Annotated in this window: 19 protein-coding genes and 1 pseudogene; 17 read left to right on the forward strand and 3 right to left on the reverse strand. The window is 66.2% G+C overall.

Going from position 1 to position 20,444, the window contains the following annotated elements; all coding sequences use genetic code 11:
* The 6 genes from Q0105_RS06255 to Q0105_RS06280 all read left to right on the forward strand — a co-directional run.
* Positions 1–931 (forward strand): flagellar basal body P-ring protein FlgI (locus tag Q0105_RS06255; protein ID WP_298209875.1); only part of this gene is annotated, 931 nt, incomplete at its 5' end.
* Positions 932–949: 18 nt separating this feature from the next.
* Positions 950–1,882, forward strand: a complete 933-nt coding sequence (gene flgJ, locus Q0105_RS06260) for a flagellar assembly peptidoglycan hydrolase FlgJ (RefSeq protein ID WP_298209877.1) — start codon at positions 950–952, stop codon at positions 1,880–1,882.
* Between the two features lie 26 nt (positions 1,883–1,908).
* Positions 1,909–3,885, forward strand: coding sequence for a flagellar hook-associated protein FlgK (gene flgK / locus Q0105_RS06265; RefSeq protein ID WP_298209879.1), 1,977 nt, complete (start codon positions 1,909–1,911; stop codon positions 3,883–3,885).
* A gap of 27 nt (positions 3,886–3,912) precedes the next feature.
* Positions 3,913–5,166: a flagellar hook-associated protein FlgL gene (gene flgL / locus Q0105_RS06270; protein WP_298209881.1), complete on the forward strand. Its 1,254-nt coding sequence runs from the start codon at positions 3,913–3,915 to the stop codon at positions 5,164–5,166.
* Positions 5,167–5,236: 70 nt separating this feature from the next.
* Positions 5,237–6,469, forward strand: coding sequence for an HDOD domain-containing protein (locus tag Q0105_RS06275; protein WP_298209883.1), 1,233 nt, complete (start codon positions 5,237–5,239; stop codon positions 6,467–6,469).
* A 59-nt stretch (positions 6,470–6,528) separates the two neighbouring features.
* Positions 6,529–7,521 carry a DUF2341 domain-containing protein gene (locus tag Q0105_RS06280; protein WP_298209885.1) on the forward strand — a complete coding sequence of 331 codons (993 nt, stop codon included), beginning with the start codon at positions 6,529–6,531 and terminating at the stop codon, positions 7,519–7,521.
* Between the two features lie 3 nt (positions 7,522–7,524).
* On the opposite strand, the gene Q0105_RS06285 is transcribed toward Q0105_RS06280, so the two are convergent.
* Positions 7,525–8,979, reverse strand: coding sequence for a PLP-dependent aminotransferase family protein (locus Q0105_RS06285; protein WP_298209887.1), 1,455 nt, complete (start codon positions 8,977–8,979; stop codon positions 7,525–7,527).
* A 141-nt stretch (positions 8,980–9,120) separates the two neighbouring features.
* On the opposite strand from Q0105_RS06285, the gene Q0105_RS06290 reads away from it, so the two are divergent.
* The 9 genes and pseudogenes from Q0105_RS06290 (at position 9,121) to Q0105_RS06330 (ending at position 16,523) form a co-directional block, all read left to right on the forward strand.
* Positions 9,121–9,735 carry a LysE family transporter gene (locus tag Q0105_RS06290; protein ID WP_298209889.1) on the forward strand — a complete coding sequence of 205 codons (615 nt, stop codon included), beginning with the start codon at positions 9,121–9,123 and terminating at the stop codon, positions 9,733–9,735.
* On the forward strand, positions 9,732–10,652 hold the full coding sequence (locus Q0105_RS06295) for a DMT family transporter (protein WP_298209892.1): 921 nt from the start codon (positions 9,732–9,734) through the stop codon (positions 10,650–10,652). The genes Q0105_RS06290 and Q0105_RS06295 overlap by 4 nt, the downstream gene beginning before the upstream one ends.
* Complete coding sequence (locus tag Q0105_RS06300; RefSeq protein WP_298209894.1) at positions 10,649–10,978, forward strand: DHCW motif cupin fold protein; 330 nt, start codon at positions 10,649–10,651, stop codon at positions 10,976–10,978. Before Q0105_RS06295 ends, Q0105_RS06300 begins: the two co-directional genes overlap by 4 nt.
* 71 nt (positions 10,979–11,049) lie before the next feature.
* Positions 11,050–12,258 carry a PLP-dependent aminotransferase family protein gene (locus Q0105_RS06305; protein WP_298209896.1) on the forward strand — a complete coding sequence of 403 codons (1,209 nt, stop codon included), beginning with the start codon at positions 11,050–11,052 and terminating at the stop codon, positions 12,256–12,258.
* A 6-nt stretch (positions 12,259–12,264) separates the two neighbouring features.
* Positions 12,265–12,891 (forward strand): glutathione S-transferase, encoded by a 627-nt coding sequence (locus Q0105_RS06310; protein ID WP_298209897.1) that lies wholly within the window; start codon positions 12,265–12,267, stop codon positions 12,889–12,891.
* A gap of 12 nt (positions 12,892–12,903) precedes the next feature.
* On the forward strand, positions 12,904–13,770 hold the full coding sequence (locus tag Q0105_RS06315; RefSeq protein WP_298209898.1) for a PhzF family phenazine biosynthesis protein: 867 nt from the start codon (positions 12,904–12,906) through the stop codon (positions 13,768–13,770).
* A 168-nt stretch (positions 13,771–13,938) separates the two neighbouring features.
* Positions 13,939–14,815: pseudogene (locus Q0105_RS06320) on the forward strand (PhzF family phenazine biosynthesis protein).
* A complete protein-coding gene (locus tag Q0105_RS06325) occupies positions 14,812–15,531 on the forward strand; it encodes a VOC family protein (RefSeq protein WP_298209899.1) in 720 nt (239 codons plus the stop codon). The pseudogene Q0105_RS06320 and the gene Q0105_RS06325 overlap by 4 nt, the downstream one beginning before the upstream one ends.
* Entirely contained in the window at positions 15,528–16,523 is a 996-nt protein-coding gene (locus tag Q0105_RS06330; RefSeq protein WP_298209901.1) for a threonine dehydratase, read from the forward strand. The genes Q0105_RS06325 and Q0105_RS06330 overlap by 4 nt, the downstream gene beginning before the upstream one ends.
* An 82-nt stretch (positions 16,524–16,605) precedes the next feature.
* Here Q0105_RS06330 and Q0105_RS06335 read toward each other — a convergent pair whose 3' ends face one another.
* The gene (locus Q0105_RS06335; RefSeq protein WP_298209903.1) at positions 16,606–17,238 is read right to left on the reverse strand and encodes a DUF2846 domain-containing protein; all 633 of its coding nucleotides are present in this window, start codon (positions 17,236–17,238) and stop codon (positions 16,606–16,608) included.
* Positions 17,239–17,302: 64 nt separating this feature from the next.
* On the opposite strand from Q0105_RS06335, the gene Q0105_RS06340 reads away from it, so the two are divergent.
* On the forward strand, positions 17,303–17,974 hold the full coding sequence (locus Q0105_RS06340; protein WP_298209905.1) for a histidine phosphatase family protein: 672 nt from the start codon (positions 17,303–17,305) through the stop codon (positions 17,972–17,974).
* A 208-nt stretch (positions 17,975–18,182) separates the two neighbouring features.
* Here the strand turns inward: Q0105_RS06340 and Q0105_RS06345 are convergent, their stop codons facing one another.
* Positions 18,183–19,301 (reverse strand): DJ-1/PfpI family protein, encoded by a 1,119-nt coding sequence (locus Q0105_RS06345; protein ID WP_298209907.1) that lies wholly within the window; start codon positions 19,299–19,301, stop codon positions 18,183–18,185.
* Between the two features lie 49 nt (positions 19,302–19,350).
* On the opposite strand from Q0105_RS06345, the gene Q0105_RS06350 reads away from it, so the two are divergent.
* The gene (locus Q0105_RS06350) at positions 19,351–20,349 is read left to right on the forward strand and encodes a DJ-1/PfpI family protein (RefSeq protein WP_298209910.1); all 999 of its coding nucleotides are present in this window, start codon (positions 19,351–19,353) and stop codon (positions 20,347–20,349) included.
* Positions 20,350–20,444: the final 95 nt, after the last annotated feature.

Below are 20,444 nucleotides of genomic sequence, written 5' to 3' on the forward strand. Positions count from 1 at the left end.
CACCACGCAGGCCATGTCCAACTACCTGCAGCAGATGGGCATCAGCCTGCCACCCAGCTCGGCTTCGCAACTGCAGCTCAAGAACGTGGCGGCCGTGATCGTCACGGCGCAACTCCCCGCTTTTGCCCAACCGGGCCAGCAGATCGACGTGAACGTGTCCTCCATGGGCAATGCCAAGTCGCTCAAGGGCGGCACCCTGATCGTCACGCCCCTGCGCGGCGCCGATGGCGAAATCTACGCGCTGGCGCAAGGCAACATGGTGGTGGGCGGCGCCGGTGCCTCGGCGGGCGGCAGCAAAGTGCAGATCAACCACCTGAGCGCAGGCCGCATCCCGCTCGGAGCACAGGTCGAACGGGCCGTGCCCACGCCGCTCAACGAGGGCGACACCATCAACCTTGGGCTCAACGCCTCCGACTTCCAAACGGCCCGCCGCGTGGCGCAGGCCATCAACGCCAAGCTGGGCAGCGGCCTGGCCACGGCGCTGGACGGCCGCACAGTGCAGGTGCGCGCGCCAATGGACCCCGGCGCCCGCGTCGGTTTCATCGCCGACCTGGAGGAATTGCCGCTGGAGGCTTCGGCGCCCGCCGCCAAGGTGGTGATCAACGCCCGAACGGGGTCGGTGGTGCTCAACCAGTCGGTCACCCTGGGCCCTTGCGCCATCGCGCACGGCAACCTGTCCATCACCATCAGCTCCACCCCCGTCATCAGCCAGCCTGCCCCGTTCTCGCAAGGGCAGACGGTGGTCACGCAAAAGAGCGACATCACCATCAACCAGGAGCCGGGCAACGTCATTCAGATGCCCCCTTCACCGCAGCTTGCGGACGTGGTCAAGGCCCTCAATTCGCTGGGCGCCACGCCGGGCGACCTGCTGGCCATCCTGCAGGCCATCAAGGCTGCAGGCGCACTCAACGCCGAGCTGGAAGTGATCTGACCGGGAGGAGCAGCAGCCATGGCCCTTACCTTGCCTTCATCTGGAACCACCAGCAGCAGCAGCAGCACGTCGAATGCGCTGGCCGTTGACATTCGATCGCTCAACGCCCTCAAGTACGACGCGGGCACCGCCAACAATGCCCAAACCACCCGCGAGGTGGCCAAGCAGTTCGAGTCGCTTTTCATGCGCGAGTTGATCAAAAGCATGCGCGACGCCACGATGAAGTCCGGCCTCATGGAAGGCGGCCAGGCCGACCTGGGGCAGGACCTGTTCGACCAGCAGTTGTCCGTCAACATGGCGGGCATGCAGGGCGGGCTTTCCGAAGCCATTGCACGCCAGCTCTCACGCCAGATGGGCGGAGCGGACACCACCTTCTCTGTGCCTTCGACCCTGAGCCTGCACCAGGCCCTGCCCCGCACTGCCGCACCAACCGCCACCGGCACGCCTCCCGAAGCCACCCAGCAGGCACCCAAAGGCCGCGATGGTTTCGTGCAGCACCTCTCTGGCACCGCCGAGCGCGTGGCCCAGGAGAGCGGCATCCCCGCGAGTTTCATGCTCGGCCAGGCCGGCCATGAGACGGGCTGGGGCAAGAGCGAAATCCGCCACAAGGACGGCTCCAACTCTTTCAACCTGTTCGGCATCAAGGCGGGCAAGGGCTGGACGGGCAAAGTGGCCGAGATCACCACCACCGAGTACATCGACGGCACCCCCCGCAAGGTGACAGCCAAGTTCCGCGCCTACGACTCCTACGAGGATTCGTTCCGCGACTATGCCCGGCTGATCACCGAAAGCCCGCGCTACGAAAAGGCCCAGGCCACCGCCAAGGGCGGCTCGGCAGTGGCCTATGCGGCCGAGCTGCAAAAAGCTGGCTACGCCACCGACCCCGAGTACGCGCGAAAACTCAGCGGCGCCATCAACAGCGCACTGCGTGTGCAGCGCTCCCAGGCATGACGCGCGGGAAAGAACCGAGGTAAGCCATGAGCCTGCTCAACGTCGGCGCCCGCGCCCTGCTGGCCAACCAGATGGCCCTGCAGACTGCGGGCCACAACATCGCCAACGTCAACACGCCCGGCTATTCGCGCCAGACCGTGGTGCTGCAGACTGTGCAGGGCCAGTTCACGGGCGGCGGCTACATCGGCCAGGGCGTGGATGTGCAAACCATTTTGCGCAACCAGAGCGAGCTGCTCACGCGCCAGTCGGCCACGGCGGGTTCGGTGCAGTCGGCGGACATCGTGCGTGGCGAGCGTCTGCGCCAGTTGCAGGAGATTTTCAGCGGCGGCACCGCCGGGCTGGGCGCTGCCATCAACGACATGATGAACGCGTTCTCGGACGTCGTGAGCGCGCCCACCGACATCACGGCCCGCACGGTGGTGCTCACGCGCATGGACGAGACCGCAGCCCGCATGCGCGCGGCCGCCGACCGGATCACCGAGATCCAATACACCGTGACCGAGCAGCTTGATAGCAGCGTCAAGGCGGTGAACAGCCTGGCCGCGCAGATGGCCAGCATCAACGAGCAGATCGCGCGCGCCAAGGGCAACGGCCAGACGCCCAACGACCTGCTGGACCAGCGCGACCAGATCATCCGCGACATCAACCAGTACGTGCAGACCACACAGATCCCGGCCGACGACGGCACCATAGGGCTGTTCGTGGCAGGCAGCCAGCCGCTGGTGCTGGGCACCACGGCCACGGGCCTGTCGGTCGGCGACGCCACGGCGTTCCCCGGCAGCGGCCAGATCAAGCTGTTCTTCAACCGTCCGGGGGCCACGCCCATCGAGATGGACGAGAACGTGCTGGGCGGCGGATCCATGTCGGGCCTGCTGCGTTTCAACAACAACGACTTGGCCGAAGGGCGCAACCTGCTGGGCCGCATGGCAATGGCCATCGGCATGACGATGAACGATCAGCACAACCTGGGCCTCACGCTGGATGGCGCGCTGGGCAAGGATTTGTTCGCCGTGCCCGCCAGCATGCCTGGCCACACCAACGGCGCGGGCGTGGGCTCGGTGTCGTTCACCGGCCCCACACAATTCGCGGCGTCGGACTACGAGATCCGCTTCACCACCGGTACGGCCGGGCAGGTGGTGCGCTTGTCAGACGGAAAATCCACCGCTTTCACCGACGCGACCAACCTGGCCACGCTGCAGATCGACGGTCTCACCTTCAATCTGACCACTCCCGGCAATCCCGGCGAGCGCATGCTGTTCAAGCCGTTCAGCACGGCCGCGAGCAACATCCAGTCGCTGGTGTATTCGCCGCGCGACCTGGCGGTGGCCAACCCCATCAACGCGGCCATGGGCACCGCCAACGGCGGCACCATGCAGCTCGCGGGCCTCAAGGCCACCGGCCTGCCCAACCCGCCGGGGCTGGTGCTGCCGCCCAACGCCAACCCGGCGGCACTGCCCCCCATCCTGGGCGGCATCCAGTTGCGGTTCACTGCGGGCCCGCCCACCACCTACGACGTGCTCAACCGCGGCACCGCACCTCCCACCACCGTGGCCACGGCACAGCCTTACACACCGGGCGCACCCATCACCATCAATGGCTGGGAGATCAAGCTGCAAGGCTCTCCGAATACGGGGGACACAGTGGTCATCGGCAATGCCACCGATCCGCAGTACGGCGACACCTTCACCCGCAACTCGGGCAATGCCAACGCGATGATGGGCTTGCGCGACGTGAAGATGTTCGACGAATCCACGCTCACCGACGGCTACGCGGGCGCGATGGCGCAGGTGGGCACGCGCACGCAGAACGCCCTGTTTTCGGCAGAGATGTCCACCACTATCGCCGCCAACCTGGAGCGCGACCGCACGGCGATCTCGGGTGTGAACCTCGACGAGGAGGCCGCCCGGCTGATCCAGTACCAGCAGGCCTACCAGGCGTCATCGAAAATGATCCAGATTGCGCAAAACATCTTTGACTCGCTGATACAGGGCATGGGCCGCTGACCGCCGTCCGGGAGCTAGGAGTTCGATATGAGCAACAACATCTACCGCCTTGGCACCGCCAACATGTACGACAACGCCCTGCGCAACCTGGGCGCGCGGCAGACCAACCTGTCGAACCTGCAGGAGAACCTCACCTCGGGCAAGCGCGTAGTGCGGGCCAGCGACGACCCGGTGTCGGCCGCGCAGGCCGAGCGTGCGCTCAACCGCCTGTCGCGCATCCAGACCGAGCAGCGTGCCCTGGAAACCCAGCGCAACGCCATCGCCCAGGGCGAATCGTCGCTGGGCGATGCGGTGAACCTGATCCAGAACTTCCGCGAATTGGTGGTGAGCGCAGGCGACGCCAGCATGACCCCCAATGACCGCGCCACCGTTGCCAACCAGTTGCAGGGCCTGCGCGAGCAGTTGCTGGAGGTCGCCAACCGCAAGGACACCAACGGCATTCCGCTGCTGAGCGCACTGGGCAGTGCGCTGGCGCCGTTCCTGGGCCCGCTGAGTGCCTCGCCCGACTACAACTTCCAGGGCCTGCCCGGCCAAACGGCCAGCACCGGCGTGACCGTGCCCGGCGCCCTCGACGGCGACTCGGCCTTCATGTTCGACCCCAACCGCGACGGCGTTTACACCGCCGGTGTCAGCACCATCCCCGCAGGCCGACAGCTCACCACCACGGCGGTCACGCCTACCGACCTGTCCCTGGTGACGGGTGACAACTACAGCATCACCTTCAGCGCCGTGGGCCCAGGTGCCACCCTGGGCACTAGCACCGCCACCTACACCATCACCAACACCACCACGGGCGCCGTCTCTGCCCCCGTGGTGGTGCCCGACTACCCCTCCGACAAGCCGGTGACCATCTCCATTGCCGGGATTCCGGGGCTGGCTTTCGACATCAAGGGCAACCCCGCCAACGGCGACGCCGTCAGCCTCGCGCCCAGCCCCAGCATGTTCAGCACGCTGGACAGCGCGATCAACGGCATCCGCAATGCACCCAACAACAACGCCGCCATCCAGGCCGTGGGGCAGGCGCTGGCCAACATCGACACCGGGCTGGAGCGCGTGCACAACATGCGCAGCTATGCGGGCGAATTGCTCAACCGCGCGGACCGAATCACGGGCGACCAGGAAAAGCGCTCCATCCAGCTCGAAGGCGACCGCTCGCGGGCCGAGGATCTCGATATGATCAAGGGGATTTCGGACTTCCAGAACCAGCAGGTGGGCTACGAGGCAGCACTCAAGTCCTATGCTCAGGTTCAAAAGTTGTCACTGTTCAATTTCATCAGTTAAAGCGGGTTTTTCCACGCCGCACAACCCAGGCGGGGACAGGCCCCAACGGCGAGGCAACGCCTGAGAGCACATGGTCCAATCTGTCCTTGGCAGTCTGATTCTGGGCTACCGCCCTTTGTGGAACCGAGCCCGCAAGCTGGCCGGTATCCAGTTGTATGCCCACAACGAAACATCGGCCGTGGTGGACGCCGCCCACCTGCTGCGCACCCTGCAGGAGCTGTGGTCCGCCAGCTCGCCGCCGCTGCTGATTTCCGCCCAGACGCGCCAGTTGCTGTACAACCTGCTCGAAAGCGCGCCGCGTGGAGCCCCCTGGATCGAGGTGCGCGACGAATGGCTCTCGGACTCGGCCATTTACGAGCGCGTCGAAGCCGCCCACCAGCGCGGGCTGCGGCTCGTGTGGCGTGGCGACGCCAGCAAGCTCCCGGAGCCAGGCATCGCCCGTTTTTTTGACAACAGCCTGCTGACCCTGCACCCCGAAGATGCGGTGGCCGCCCTCCAAACCGCCCCCGCTCGCCCTGGCATGCCTGCCCACAAGCCAGCGCGTATCTCCAGCCCTGTGCTGGCCGGGCAGATGTACGAGAACGTGGCCAGCCGCGCGCTCATGGAGCACTGCCTCGACCATGGCAACGCAATGGCGTTGGTGGGCTGGCCATCGGAAGACGTGCTCTACAGCCTGCGCCACCATCCACAGCAGCCGTCGCACGCGGTGATCTTCAAGCTCATGAAGGCCATCGACGCGGAGCAGTCGCTGGAGACCTTTGAAGACATCATGGGCGAGGACCCGCTGCTCGCGTACCGTTTCATGGTCTATACGAACTCGGCCGCTTTGGGTTTGCGCACCGGCATCGACTCGCTGCGCCGGGGCCTGGTGATGATGGGCTACAGCTCCATCAAGCGCTGGTTGTCTGACCAACTGCCCCACGCCAGCACCGAGCCCAATATGCTGCCCGTGCGCGAGGCCATGTTGGTCCGCGCCCAGCTCACCGCCCGCCTGCTGGACGCAGGCATCGAAAACGACCTGCGCCGCGAAATCTACCTGTGCGGCCTGTTCTCGCAGTTGGACGAGTTGCTCGGCGAGCCCCTGGGCACCATCCTGCGCCGCCTGCCCCTGTCCGAGCGCATCTACGACGCCACGGTGCTGCACACCGGCCCCTACACCAGCGGCCTGCAGATGGCCTGCGCGCTAGAGACCGACGACGCCAGCGCCATCCGCCAACTGTGCGAAACCTTCGAGATGGACCTGGAAGAGGTCAACCGCGCGCTGCTACGGGTGCTCAGCGATCTCAAGGTCCAGCGGCACTGAGCCGCGCGGCGCGCGACAATACGGCTACCTTCCCTGTTTTTTTGTTTTCAGGAACTCCCATGCATTTCGCCCTCCGTTCATGGCGCCATGCCAGCGCCCTTCTCGCCGGTTTGGGTCTTGCCATACCCGTTCTTGCCCAGCCCGCGGGCTGGACATACGTGGACGAGGTGCGCGTGTTCAACCGCAGCAACCAAGACGTGGCGAACTACCAGTTGCCGCTGGAGCTTGATGCCGCAGCCCTGGCGGCCGTCGGGCAGTTGCGCGCGGACGCAGGCGACCTGCGTTTCGGCCTTGACACGGCAGGCACACAATCGCTGCCGTACTGGGTCCAGGCCGGGCTTGGCACCCATCGCATGCAGGTCTGGATACGGCTGCCGCACCTGGCCGCCAACAGCGTCACGCGCTTTTATATGTACCGTGGCAACCCACGGGCCACCAACCCCGACGCAGCGGCGCTGGCCAGCACCCTCACGGTCTTCGACTTCAGCGACCTGGCCCACCACTCGGCCAGTCAGCAACTGGGCGGCGGCAAGGTCTCGCAGGCACCCCATTCGCTACGAGGCGTACGCTTCGAAGCGCGGCAGGACCTGTTGGTGGTGGCCTTGGGCAAGAACGAGCCCCAGGGCTCGCCGCGCATAGTGACACTGTGGGACGTGCCCACGCGCACACAGCTGATGCAGCTGCAGGTGAACGGCCCCGCCGCACAGTATTCGTACACCCAGTCTGCTGCGCCGGTGTGGCTGTCCCAGGGGCGGGAGTACATGCTGACCTTGCAACAAGGCGCTGGCGACGGCTACTACTACAACCAGGCCCCACGCCTGCACCCGGCCCTGAACTTCCTCGGCACACGCTACTGCAACCAGTGCAACTCCAACACCTTCCCCACACTGGGTCTGACGGGCGTGCAGTATGGCTACGCCGACATGGTGTTCCTGGCGCGCACACAGGTCACGCCAGAGCCAGACTACGAGTACGAAAACATCATTCAGCCGCCCGAGCCCCCAGAGCCGCCTGAACCACCCGAGCCACCTGAACCGGTAGATGTGGAGTAACGGCTAGGCCTGCGCACGCACCAGCCGCGCAAAGACGGCCCAGAACGCCGCGTCCTGCGTGGTCGCAAAGTTGATGCGCATCAGCGTGCTGGGCTTGCGCTCGGCGTGGAACAGCGCACCGGGCGCCAGCAGGTAGCCCTCGTCCAGCATGCGCTGTGACAGCGCGTCCGTGTCCACCCCCGTCTCCACCCAGCCAAACAACCCTGCGGGCTCGGCCGCAAAGCTGCAGCCCGCGCCCAACGCCAGCTTGACGCTGCGGGCGCGCGCCGCATCCAGGCGGGTACGGATGCGTTCGGCGTGGCGGCGCAACTGGCCCTGCTCAATGCACAAGGCCAGGGCCTTTTCCAGCAACGCGGGCGTGGTGAGCGTGGCCAGCAGCTTGGTGTCAAGCAACTGCTCCACCAGCGCGGGCGGTGCGGCCAGGTAGCCGATGCGCCAGTTGGGCGCCAGGATTTTGGCAAAGCCGCTCACATAGATGGTGCGCTGCAGGCCGTCGAGCGCGGTGAGGCGCGTGGCGTGCTCGGGGGCGATGTGGCTGTAGGTGTCGTCTTCCACCACATGGAAGTTGTGCTGGTTGGCCAGTTGCAGGATGCGGTGCGCGCTGCCCGGCGTGAGGCAATAGCCCGTGGGGTTGTGGAACACGCTCACGCTCACATAGAGCTTGGGTTGATGCACCTCGCAGTATTTGGCCATCACCTCCAGGTCCGGCCCATCCGCACGGCGCGGCACGGGCAGGATGTGCATGCCCAGGGCCGCCAGGCGCGCAAATTCCACGGCCCAGCCGGGCTCCTCCACCATGACCGGGTCGCCAGGGCGCAACAGGGTGCGGCTCACGATGTCGAGCGCATGGGTGGCGCCCACGGTGGTGATGATGTGCTCAGGCGCGGTGTGCACATTGAGCGTGGCCAGTTTCTTGGCCAGCAGGCGGCGCAGGCCCGAGTCGCCCAGCGGCTCACCGTACTGCAGCGAATAGTCCTGCAGGCTGCGCGAATTGGTCACCTTGCGCACGGCGGCGGGCAGAAAGCTCGACTCCAGCCACTCAGGCGGGAACACACCCGTGCCGGGCTGGGGTTTGTCGCTGTCGTTGTGGAACATGCCCCGAATCAGCGCCGTCGCGTTCACGGGCAATGCGCCCCGCCCGCCGCGCCCGGCGGAATGCTGCGCAAGCCCTTGGGCGGCGCTCTCCCGCGCCAAACCCTCCGGGCGCGCCTCGCCATCAGCCCCACGGCCGCTTTCGCGCACGAAAAACCCCCGGTTCTTGCGCGCCTCCACCAGCCCCTGCGCCAGCAACTGGTCATAAGCGGCCACCACGGTGGAGGGGCTCACCCCATTTTGCTGCGCGCACTGGCGCACCGACGGCAGGCGCGCGCCGGGCGCCAGCAGACGGTTGCGGATGCGCTCGGAGATCCGGGCCGACAACTGCTCGGTGAGCGACTGGGTGGAGGATTTCATCAGCATGGCAAGGGTCCCGCACGGTGTACTGTTTTCACAACCAATACAGATCAGATACTGCGCTGAACAACTGTATTGGTGGTATACTGATATGCAAGATTACATTGAACCCACGCCACACACAAGCCTGCCCCCGCACCACCTACCATGAGCGCTGCCGAACTCACCGCCCTGCTGCTGTTTTGCACCGCCATGAGCTTTTCGCCGGGGCCCAACACCACCTTGTCCACCGCGCTGGCCGCCAACCTGGGCCTTCAACGCGCGCTGCGTTTTTGCCTAGCAGTGCCGGCAGGCTGGACGCTGCTCATGCTAGGCAGCGGCCTGGGCCTGGGCGCCCTCATCACCGGCGTGCCCGCGCTGCGCTGGGCCGTCACGGCGTTGGGCGTGGCCTACATGCTCTGGCTGGCCTTCAAGCTCAGCCGCGCCAACCAGATGACGGCCATCGACACCACGCGGCTGAACGTGACCTTCTGGCAGGGCGTGGGCCTGCAGTTCGTGAACATCAAGGCCTGGATGCTGGCGCTCACGCTCAGCGCGGGCTGGGTGGTCAACGCGTCCGGGCAGCCTGCCACCAACCCCGGCGAGCGCCTGGCCATCGTCTGCGGCGTGATGATGCTGTTTGCCTTCACCAGCAATTTCACCTACGCCCTGATCGGCTCGCTGCTGCGCCAGTGGCTGGCGCAAGGCTCGCGCCTGCTGTGGTTCAACCGTGCACTGGCCCTGGTGCTGGTGGTGACTGCGTATTGGATGCTGACCCTATGAACCGCTCTCAGGAAAAAGAAGCCCTGCTCTGGGGCCTGGTGGGCGTGACGCTGTTTGCCGCCACCCTGCCGATGACGCGGCTGGCGGTGGGCTCCACCGATGCGCCCCAGCTCTCCCCCTGGTTCGTCACCTTTGGGCGCGCCGCCGTGGCGGGGCTGCTGTCCATCGGCTACCTGCTGTGGCAGCGCGCGCAGGGGCGCCTGAACCTGCCGGTCCGGGCCGAGTGGCCGCTCTTGGGCATCACGGCGTTTGGCGTGATCGTGGGGTTTCCGCTGTTTCTGGCGCTGGCGCTGCGCCATGTGCCCAGCACCCACGGCGCGGTGGTGACGGCGCTGCTGCCACTGTCTACCGCCTTGCTGGGCGCGCTGTGGTTCCGGCAGCGGCCCTCGGCGGGCTTCTGGGCCTGCGCGGTTCTGGGCAGCGGGCTGGTGCTGGGTTTCATGGTGTGGCGGGCAGGCGGCCTGTACCTGGGTGCGGCCAACATTTACCTGCTGATCGCCATGACAACAGGCGCTTTCGGCTACATCGGCGGCGCCCGCCTCACGCCGCGCCTGGGGGCCGAGCAGGTCATCTGCTGGGTGCTGGTGTGCAGCCTGCCGCTGACGCTGCCGGTTGCCTGGTGGTTCGCACCCGCAGCGCCATCGGCCATCGGTGCGATGAGCTGGGTGGGGTTTCTCTATGTGGCGCTGTTTTCGATGTGGATCGGCTTCTTCGCGTGGTACCGCGCGCTGGCGCTGGGCGCCGTGCGGGTCAGCCAGATCCAGCTGATTCAACCCTTCTTGAGCCTGTTGTTTGCCGTGCCATTGCTGGGTGAACACCTGGATGCCGTCACTGTGGTGTTTGCCATCGCCGTGATTGCCACGGTGTTCGTGGGCAAGCGGATGCCCGTTCACACCACACCAAGGCCCGCCACATGAAGATGCACCATATTCCGTTTGCCACCACCGACTGGACCACGGTGCCACGCGAAGAAAAATCCGCCAAAGCCGGTCAGGCGTTCTGGCGCACCCAGCAGTTTGGCGATGTGCGCGTGCGCATGGTGGAGTACACGCCGGGTTATGTCTCCGACCACTGGTGCGCAAAAGGCCACGTGCTGCTGTGCCTGAGCGGCGAGCTGCACACCGAGCTGCAGGATGGCCGCCAGTTCACCCTGACAGCGGGCATGAGCTACCAGGTGGCGGACAATGCAGAACCCCACCGGTCTACGGCACCCCAAGGGGCCACCCTGTTTGTCGTGGACTGAGTTTTGATTTTTTGCGATATTGACTTTGCAACGCGGGTGGCCACTTGGGCACCACCCCTAGGAGAACGAAAGTGAAACTGAACGACCTTCCGCAGACCACCAGCACCTGGACCCTGGCCCGCCGCGCCGAGCGCATGAACCCCTCGGTCATCCGCGAGATCCTCAAGGTCACCGAGAAGCCCGGCATCATCAGCCTGGCGGGCGGTCTGCCCTCGCCCAAGACCTTCCCGGTGTCGGCTTTTGCCGCTGCCTCGGCCGCCGTGCTGGCCCAGGACGGCCCCGGCGCCCTGCAATACGCCGCCAGCGAAGGCTACGGCCCGCTGCGCCAGGCGATTGCCGACTTCCTGCCCTGGGACGTAGATGCAGACCAGATCCTCATCACCACCGGCTCGCAACAGGCGCTGGACTTGATTGCGAAAGTGCTCATCGACACCGACAGCCGCGTGCTGGTCGAAACCCCCACCTACCTGGGTGCGTTGCAGGCGTTCACGCCCATGGAACCCAAGGTGGTGGCCGTGGCCAGCGACGATGAAGGCGTGCTCATCGACGACCTCAAGGCCAAGGTGGGCACGGGTGCCGACAAGGCACGCTTTTTGTACGTGCTGCCCAACTTCCAGAACCCCACGGGCCGCACCATGACCGATGCGCGCCGCGCCGCGCTGGTGGCTGCCGCTGCCGAGCTGAATCTGCCCCTGGTAGAAGACAACCCCTACGGCGACCTGTGGTTTGACAACCCACCGCCCGCGCCGCTCACCGCCCGCAATCCCGACGGCTGCATTTACATGGGCTCGTTCTCCAAGGTGCTGGCCCCCGGCCTGCGCCTGGGTTTTGTGGTGGCGCCCAAAGCCGTGTACCCCAAACTGCTGCAGGCCAAGCAGGCCGCCGACCTGCACACCCCCGGCTACAACCAGCGCCTGGTGGCCGAGGTGATGAAGGGCAACTTCCTGGACCGCCATGTGCCCACCATCCGCGCGCTGTACAAAGAGCAGTGCGAGGCCATGCTGGCCGCACTGACCAAGGAGATGGCTGGCCTGGGCGTGCACTGGAACCGCCCCGACGGCGGCATGTTCCTGTGGGTGCGCCTGCCCGAGGGCATGAGCGCGATCGAGCTGCTGCCCAAGGCAGTAGAGCGCAACGTGGCCTTCGTGCCCGGCGCGGCTTTTTATGCCGACAACGCCGACCAGCGCACGCTGCGCCTGTCGTTCGTCACATCGACGGTGGAGCAGATCGCCACCGGCATCGCCGCGCTGGCCGCTGCCATCCGTGAGCACAAGGGCTGATCCGGCATGTTGAGGCTGTGGGGGCGCCTGTCGTCCATCAACGTGCGCAAGGTGGTGTGGGCCGCGCAAGAGCTGGGCATCACGCTGCAGCGCACCGACGCGGGCGGGCAGTTCGGCATCGTGTGCGAGCCGCACTACCTCAGCCTCAACCCCAATGGCCTGGTGCCACTGATCGAGGATGAGGACACCGGCACCGTGCTGTGGGAGTCCAACCCCATCGTGCGCTACCTGTGTGTACGGCACGCGCCGGGCGACTTGTACCCCGAGGGGCTGCGCGAGCGCTTCCTGGCCGAACAGTGGATGGACTGGCAGCAGACCACGCTGAACCCGGCCGGGCGCGATGCTTTTATCCAGTGGGTGCGCACGCCCGCCGCGCAGCGCAACGACGCGCTGATCGCTGCATCAGTCGCAGCCACCGAGCCCCTGATGGACATGCTGGACGCCCACCTGGCGAACCAGCCCTTCATGGCGGGCGAGCGCTTCACCATGGCCGACATCCCCGTGGCCTGCGAGATCCACCGCTGGTGGAGCCTGCCGCTGGACCGCCCCGCACGGCCGCACCTGGAGCGGTGGTACAACATGGTCAGCACCCGCCCCGGCGCTCGGGGCGTGTTGGACCAACCCATCTCCTGAACCCCATCCGCCATGCACCAGCGCGCCTTCAAGCAGATCGACGTATTCAGCGACCGCCCCGGCTACGGCAACCCCGTGGCCGTGGTGCTGGATACCGAGGGTCTGGGCGAAAGCGACATGCGCCGCTTTGCCGCCTGGACCAACCTGTCGGAAACCACCTTTCTGCTCCCCCCCACCGAGGCCGGGCAGGCCGCCGGGGCCGACTACCGCCTGCGCATCTTCAGCCCCAATGGCGAGCTGCCCTTTGCGGGCCACCCCACCCTGGGCACCTGCCATGCCTGGCTGCAGGCAGGCCACAGCCCGCGTCAGAGCGGCATGGTGATCCAGGAATGCGCGCTGGGCCTGGTGCGCGTGGCCCAGGCGGATGACGGCACCCTGGCCTTTGCCGCGCCCCCCCTCAAGCGCAGCACGCCCAGCCCGGCCCTGGTGCCGCTGATCGCCAGCGCGTTGGGCCTGTGCCCTGGGCAGATCCGGGGTGCGCAGTTGCTGGACAACGGCCCCGTGTGGCTGGGCCTGCTGCTGGACAGCGCCGACACCGTGCTGGGCCTGCAGCCCGACCACGCGCGACTCAAAGACCTGGGCCAGGACGTGGGCGTGATCCATGTCGGCCCCGACGCCAACAACACCAGCCTGCCCGGTGTGGTGGTACGCGCCTTTGCCGCCCCCATGGGCAACCCCGAAGACCCGGTCACAGGCACCCTCAACGCCAGCCTGGCCGAATGGCTGATTGCCGACGCCCTGGCACCGCGCAGCTACCTAGTAGCCCAAGGCGAATGCCTGGGCCGTGCGGGCCGGGTACACATCCGCCAGGACAACGACCACCAGATCTGGGTGGGCGGCCATGCCGTCACCTGCATTGAAGGCACGGTGCTGCTATGACCCCACACAGCGCAGCACCCCACCCCAGCGGCTGACCGCCCCGCTCGGCCCCCACTGGGGCGCCGAGCAACAAAAGCCCCCACAACACCGGGCCACCCACCCGGTTCAGCCCCCGGCGTTCCCGCCGCCATCGTTTGACCGCTTTTCGCAACGAGGACCCTGACCACCATGCACCAACGCCCCTTCAAGCAAGTCGACGTGTTCACCGCCACCGCCTACCGCGGCAACCCGCTGGCCGTGGTGCTGGACGGCTCCGGCCTTTCGACCGAGGCCATGCAGGAGTTCACGAACTGGACCAACCTGTCCGAAGCCACCTTCGTGCTACCGCCCACCCCCGAGGGCCGCGCCGCCGGGGCCGACTACCGTGTGCGCATTTTCTGCCCAGGGCGCGAGCTGCCCTTTGCCGGGCACCCCACACTGGGCACCTGCCACGCCCTGGCTGCAGGCAGGTGGCCAGCCCCAGGTGGCGGGCCGGGTGGTGCAGGAGTGCGGCGTAGGGCTGGTTCCGCTGCGCCAGAACGGCGAGCGCCTGGCCTTTGCCGCGCCACCGCTGATCAAAAGCGGGCCCCTCGCTGAAGAAGATGTGGACTTGATCGCACGTGGCCTCGGCGTGGCACGCAGCGACATCCTGCACCACGCCTGGTGCGACAACGGCCCCAACTGGCGCGGCGTGATGCTGCGAAGCAGCGAGCAGGTGCTGGCGCTCAAGCCAGACGGAGCCATCCTCGGCCAGCTGGACATTGGTGTCGTCGGCCCCCGTGGCAAGGTCGGCGTGGTGGGCAGCACCGACGCCGAAGGCATCACGTTTGAAGTGCGAGCCTTCTTCCCCGGCAACAACGGCCTGGCCGAAGACCCGGTGACCGGCAGCCTGAACGCCGCGCTGGCCCAGTGGCTCATCGGCGCGGGCCTGGCCCCTGCGCAGTACGTGGCCAGCCAGGGCACCTGCCTGGGCCGTGCCGGGCGGGTGTATGTGGAGCAGGATGGCGACACGATCTGGGTAGGCGGCAGCTCGGTCACCTGCGTGTCGGGCGAGGTGCTGCTATGAACACCGCCGCCGCCCCCTGCATCGACCATCTCGTCGTGCTGGCCTCCGACCTCGCCACCGGCGTGGCCTGGTGCGAGCGCACGCTGGGCGTCACCCCCACAGCGGGCGGCGAACACCCGCTGATGGGTACCCACAACCGTATCTTCAATATCTCCAGCCCCGCGCATCCGCGCGCCTACCTGGAAATTATTGCTATCAAGCCAGGAGCTGCTTGCGAACGACCAGCGGGCGCCAGCCGCTGGTTTGACATGGACGATCCGACCTTGCAGCAGCAGGTGACACAACACGGCCCCCAGCTAATCCACTGGGTGGCCAGCGTGCCTGACGTAACCGCCCGCCACGCAGCCCTGGCAACGCTGGGCATCGAGCGCGGCGACATCCTGACCGCCAGTCGCCCCACGCCCAGCGGTTTGCTGCAGTGGCAGATCACCGTGCGCGAAGACGGCCTGCGACTCATGGATGGCTGCCTGCCCACCCTCATCCAGTGGAGCGCCGCGCACCCTTGCGACAACCTGCCCGCCAGCGGGGTGCAATTGCAGCAAATCACCCTGCAGCACCCGCAGGCGGCCACGCTGCAAACGGCGTGCGAAGCCGTTGGCGTGGCGCCCCATGTCGCAGTCACCGCCGCAGATGCCCCACGGCTCACGGCGCAGCTCGCCACGCCGCGCGGCCCCGTCACCCTGTCGTCACTCACCCAAAAGAAAGCCGCCGCATGAACGCCCGCACCCACATCACATCCCTGTTGCCTACCCTGGCCGACATCGAAGCCGCCGCACAGGTGGTGTACCGCGACTTCGCCGCCACGCCCCAGTACCGCTGGGGGCTGCTCAGCGAGCGCCTGGGCACCGACTGCTGGCTCAAGCACGAGAACCACACGCCGGTGGGCGCATTCAAGATTCGCGGCGGCCTGACCTACTTTGACCAATTGGCCCAGCGCGGCGCTATGCCCCAAGAAGTGATCAGCGCTACGCGCGGCAACCACGGCCAGAGCATGGGCTGGGCCGCACGCCGCCACGGCGTGGCCTGCACCATCGTCGTGCCGCGCGGCAACTCGGTCGAAAAGAATGCCGCCATGCGCGCCCTGGGCGTCACGCTCATCGAACATGGCGACGACTTTCAGGAAGCGCGCGAGCACGCGATGCAACTGGCCGCCCAGCGCGGCGCCCACATGGTGCCCAGCTTCCACCCCGACCTGCTGCGCGGCGTTGCCACCTACTGGTGGGAATTTTTGCGCGCCGTGCCGCAGCTCGACGTGGTGTATGTGCCCATCGGCCAGGGCTCGGGCGCCTGTTCGGCCATCGCCGCCAAGCTGGCGCTGCAGCATCCGGTGCGCATTGTTGGCGTGGTCAGCAGCCACGCCACCACCTATGCCGATTCGCTGGCCGCAGGCCGCGTGGTCGAGGCGCCCGTGACCACAGCGCTCGCCGACGGCATGGCCTGCCGCGTGGCCGACCCTGAGGCCCTGGCCGTGATGGCCCCACACATCGACCACATCGTGCAGGTGAGCGACGCCGAGGTGGCCGCCGCCATGCGCGCCCTGTTCACCGATACGCACAACGTGGCCGAGGGTGCAGGCGCCGCGGCGCTGGCGGCCGCGCTGCAGGAGCGCGACCAGATCAAGGGCCTGCACGTAGGCCTGGCGTTGACGGGCGGCAACGTGGACGCGCCAATGTTCGCTCAGACGCTGAAGACCGACAAAGCCTCTTGAGGCTGAAGCGCTGCCCGTAAAAAAAGGGCGCCGTGCGCCCTCTTGGTGTCTACTTTGCTTTTACATTGCCGCAGCGTTCACATTACTTGGTAGGCGGGCGGCACTTACCCTCTTGGGCCATTTCCAACTTGGCAATGTCGTTCTTGCCCTGCTCCTCAGACACCTGCTCCAGGTCTGCGCCCCCAACAAACACGCCCATCTTGATGAACTGACGGATAAAGTAGTTTTTACCAGATTCAAACATCAGCTCCAGCTTGTTGGGTGAGAACTCGGACTCGGTCTCCACCACGTGCACCTTGCCGCCATCCACTTGCGTATGGAAGAACACGTTGGGGGCGCTGGCGCCAACACAATTGCCGTCGATGCGCAAATCCTTGCTTAGCGCCTGGCCAAAGGCACTATTGCGATATAGGTAAACACCCGCTTTGCCCGCTGGCGGCTGCTGGAATTCCTTGGCTTTAGCCGATTGCTCTTTGGAAGCCATATCGACCGACGCGCAGCCGGTCATCAAAACAGACACTGCCAACACGAAATATATTGATTTTTTCATGGTATTGAAGTTGTTGAAATCCGCAAAGCCCGCTGGTTTTCTGACGTAGACCCAGTCCTCCTCCTGCTTTGCCGACGGGATTCTAGCCAGCGCTCCTGCCGAATTGACTAACGCTACCTGAAGTGAGCCGCTAAAGAGCTGCGGCACAGCAGCAGCCGAACTCATGAATTGATAGCATCCGTCGCACTAGCGACAAGCTGAAAGCACACGCATACTCACAATTCGCCGCATGGGAACCCTCTACCTCGTGCGCCATGGCCAGGCCTCGTTTGGCGCCGCAGACTACGACCAGCTCAGCCCCCTGGGCCGCCAGCAGGCGGTGCGCCTGGGCCAGTTCTGGCGCGAACGCGGCCAGCACTTTGACGCCGTCATCACCGGCACGCTGCGCCGCCACACGCAAACGCTGGAAGGCATTGCCGAGGGCCTGCAAATCACACCCGAAGCGCTGCAACTGCCGGGCCTGAACGAATACGACAGCCATGCGCTCATCAGCGCCATCCACCCCCAGCCCCTGGGCAAGGCCGACACACCCGAGCGGTACCGCGCGCACTTTCGCATCCTGTGCGATGCGCTGGCGCAGTGGATGGCGGGCGTCATCAGCCCCCAGGGCATGCCGAGCTGGGACGAGTTTTCCGGCGGCGTGCGCGCGGCGCTAGACCATGTGCGCCGCCACCACGCAGGGCAAAACGTGCTTCTGGTGAGCAGCGGCGGCCCCATCTCGACCGCCGTGGGCGAGGTGCTGGGCACCGCCCCCGAGGTGACGATTGCGCTGAACATGCGCATCCGCAACAGCGCGGTGACGGAGTTCTCTGTCTCGCCCAAACGGTTGATGCTCCAGACCTTCAACACCCTGCCGCACCTGAATGATCTGGAGCATGCGGGCTGGGTGACGCATGCGTGAGCGGTAAATCAATGCTCTTTTTGGCCTCTAGCGCTTATGGATAAAGCGCAAACAGCTACTAACTGATCACAAACCTTTCGGCAAAGCCAAGGCTCCAAGCTGTGCGCCGCTCAAAGCGGCAAAGCGCTTCACAAATCGGTTCTGGCTGTGCCACGCTGATGCTTGGTGCTCACCGAGCGCAGACGTGGAGGATTCGTACAGAGAATTCCTAGTCTGGGGCAGTACACACACCGTCCAGGGGGTCGTCTGCGTGCTCCATCTGCGTTGCCACCCAGCGGCGCGTTGTAGTGCCATAGCGCGCGCCGATGGCCGCCAGGCTCTTGTCCAGTGCGCAGGCTGGGCGCTCGCTGCCAAGCACAACCGATGGTGCCGAATCGCCTCTCGCGACCATGGTGTTGAGCACTAGGCCGCTGCGCAGTCGCACTGACATCGCCTGCGGGTGCACGGCCTCTGCGCGGGATCGGTAGGTGCGTGACCATGCATCGGCGCTGAGCGCCAGCGCAATGTCGTCCGCCCCGTCTTCGACTTGAATTCGTAAGCGCTCGTGACGCCAAAAGAGCAGGGTGTTCATGGTGAGAGTCCACACATGTGCCGCGTTCAGGCCAAAGCGGCTGCTGCGATGGCTTGCTCCCCATCCGGCAACGCCCAGCTCATGCGCCAGCGCGCGCGCCCTGGGCGTATTGGCCAGCGCTTCCACCAGGGCCAGCGACAGGGGCAGCGATGCGGAGACACCGGTGGTGGTGACTACCGATCCATCGGCCAGATAGCGCTCGTCGGGCACATGGACGGCACCGGGATGGCGTCGCAGCAAGGTGCTGCGGTCGTACCAGTGCCCGGTAAAGCGGCGACCGTCCAGTAGCCCCGCCCGGCCCAGCACGCGCGCACCGGCGCAGATACCGACGATGGTGGCGCCTTTGGCCGCCTGCGCTTTGAGCCAAGCGACGATGGCCGGGTCGTCGTCCACGTGCATGGCTGGCACGATCACGATGTCCGCGCCATTGGGGTGGGCAGCGTCAAACGAAGCCATGTCGCGTGCTCCCTGCACCTCCAGGGCGGGCATCAGCACCACCTGGCCGGCCTTGGGGGCCACGACTTCGACCGTGCCCACACCCGCGCGCCGCAGCACCGCATGGGGAACCAGGAAATCGGTGGTCTCGGTGCCCTCGTTGAGTGCCAGCACGGCAATCACGGGTTGCTTGCCCACCGCGCGCAACGCTGCCGCCAGGGCGGGCGCATCCGGCGCTGCCTCTTGCCCCACGGCCATGGGGCTGGCCAGCAGCCCCGCACACAACACGGCCCATCCGCACTGCCGCCACAATGTCGCCACACCCATCTCCCGCCTTGATTGCATGCGTTCCAGCTTAGACACCCAGTCCATGCCTCGCCAGGCCAGATTCACCGCACTTTCTGCCAAGCCACCCGCCCCGCAGGACACGAACCCCACGCTCTGCCGCAGTGTGGTGTTGCTGGCGTTCGAGGGGGTCGAGGCTCTCGACATAGCCGCACCGGCCAGCGCTTTCAGCCATGCCGAGCTCGGCGCACCGGGTGCGTATCGGGTCACGGTGGCATCTCCACACGGAGGCACGGTGCGCACCAGCGCCGGCTTTGCATTGGCCGACACCACGCCCATGCGTGACCTGGAAAACCCTGTCGACACCCTGATCGTCGCGGGAGGCGAGGAGACAGCGCTGCGCCGTGCGATCTACGACGACGGTGCGGGAGCCTGGCTGGCCCAGGTCGCGCTGAACGCTAGGCGCGTGGCCAGTGTGTGCACAGGCGCTTTCGCGCTGGCTGCCGCCGGCCTGCTGGAGCAGCGCAATGCGGCCACACATGCCAATGCGTGCGACCTGCTGGCACAACTGAGCCCCGGCACCCATGTGCAACGGGATTGCATCTTTGTGCGCGATGGAAATGTGTGGACATCCGCCGGTGTCACCACGGGTCTGGATATGGCGCTGGCTCTCATCGAGGAGGATCTGGGCCGTCCCATCGCCATGCAGGTGGCGCGCAACCTTGCGTTGTTCATGGTGCGCAGCGGCACTGCCCCCCAGCACAGCGCGGCCTTGCAGGCCCAGGCCGACGCCTCGGTTCGGCTGCGTGAGCTGATCACTTGGATGCAAGGGCACCTCACGGAAGACCTGTCAGTGGAGGCACTAGCCAGCCGCGTGCACATGAGCCCGCGCAACTTTGCACGCGCTTTTGCCGCACAGGTGCACTGCCCTCCAGCCCGCTATGTGGCACAGGTCCGCGCCCAGCATGCAGCCGCGCTGTTGCGCCAGACAGACTGGTCACATGACAAAGTCGCCGCGCGAAGCGGTTTCGGCTCTCCGGACGCCATGACGCGCGCCTTGCGCCAGCATGCCGGTTCGGCGTGAAGCGAATTCCGTCGCGCCTTGGGTTCGGGGAGATATGGATGCTAGTGTGGTGTCTCAGAAGTAAATTGAATTATTTTGGTGTATAGCTGTCCAAG

The organism is Acidovorax sp. (assembly GCF_027492855.1).
Lineage (GTDB): Bacteria > Pseudomonadota > Gammaproteobacteria > Burkholderiales > Burkholderiaceae_C > Acidovorax.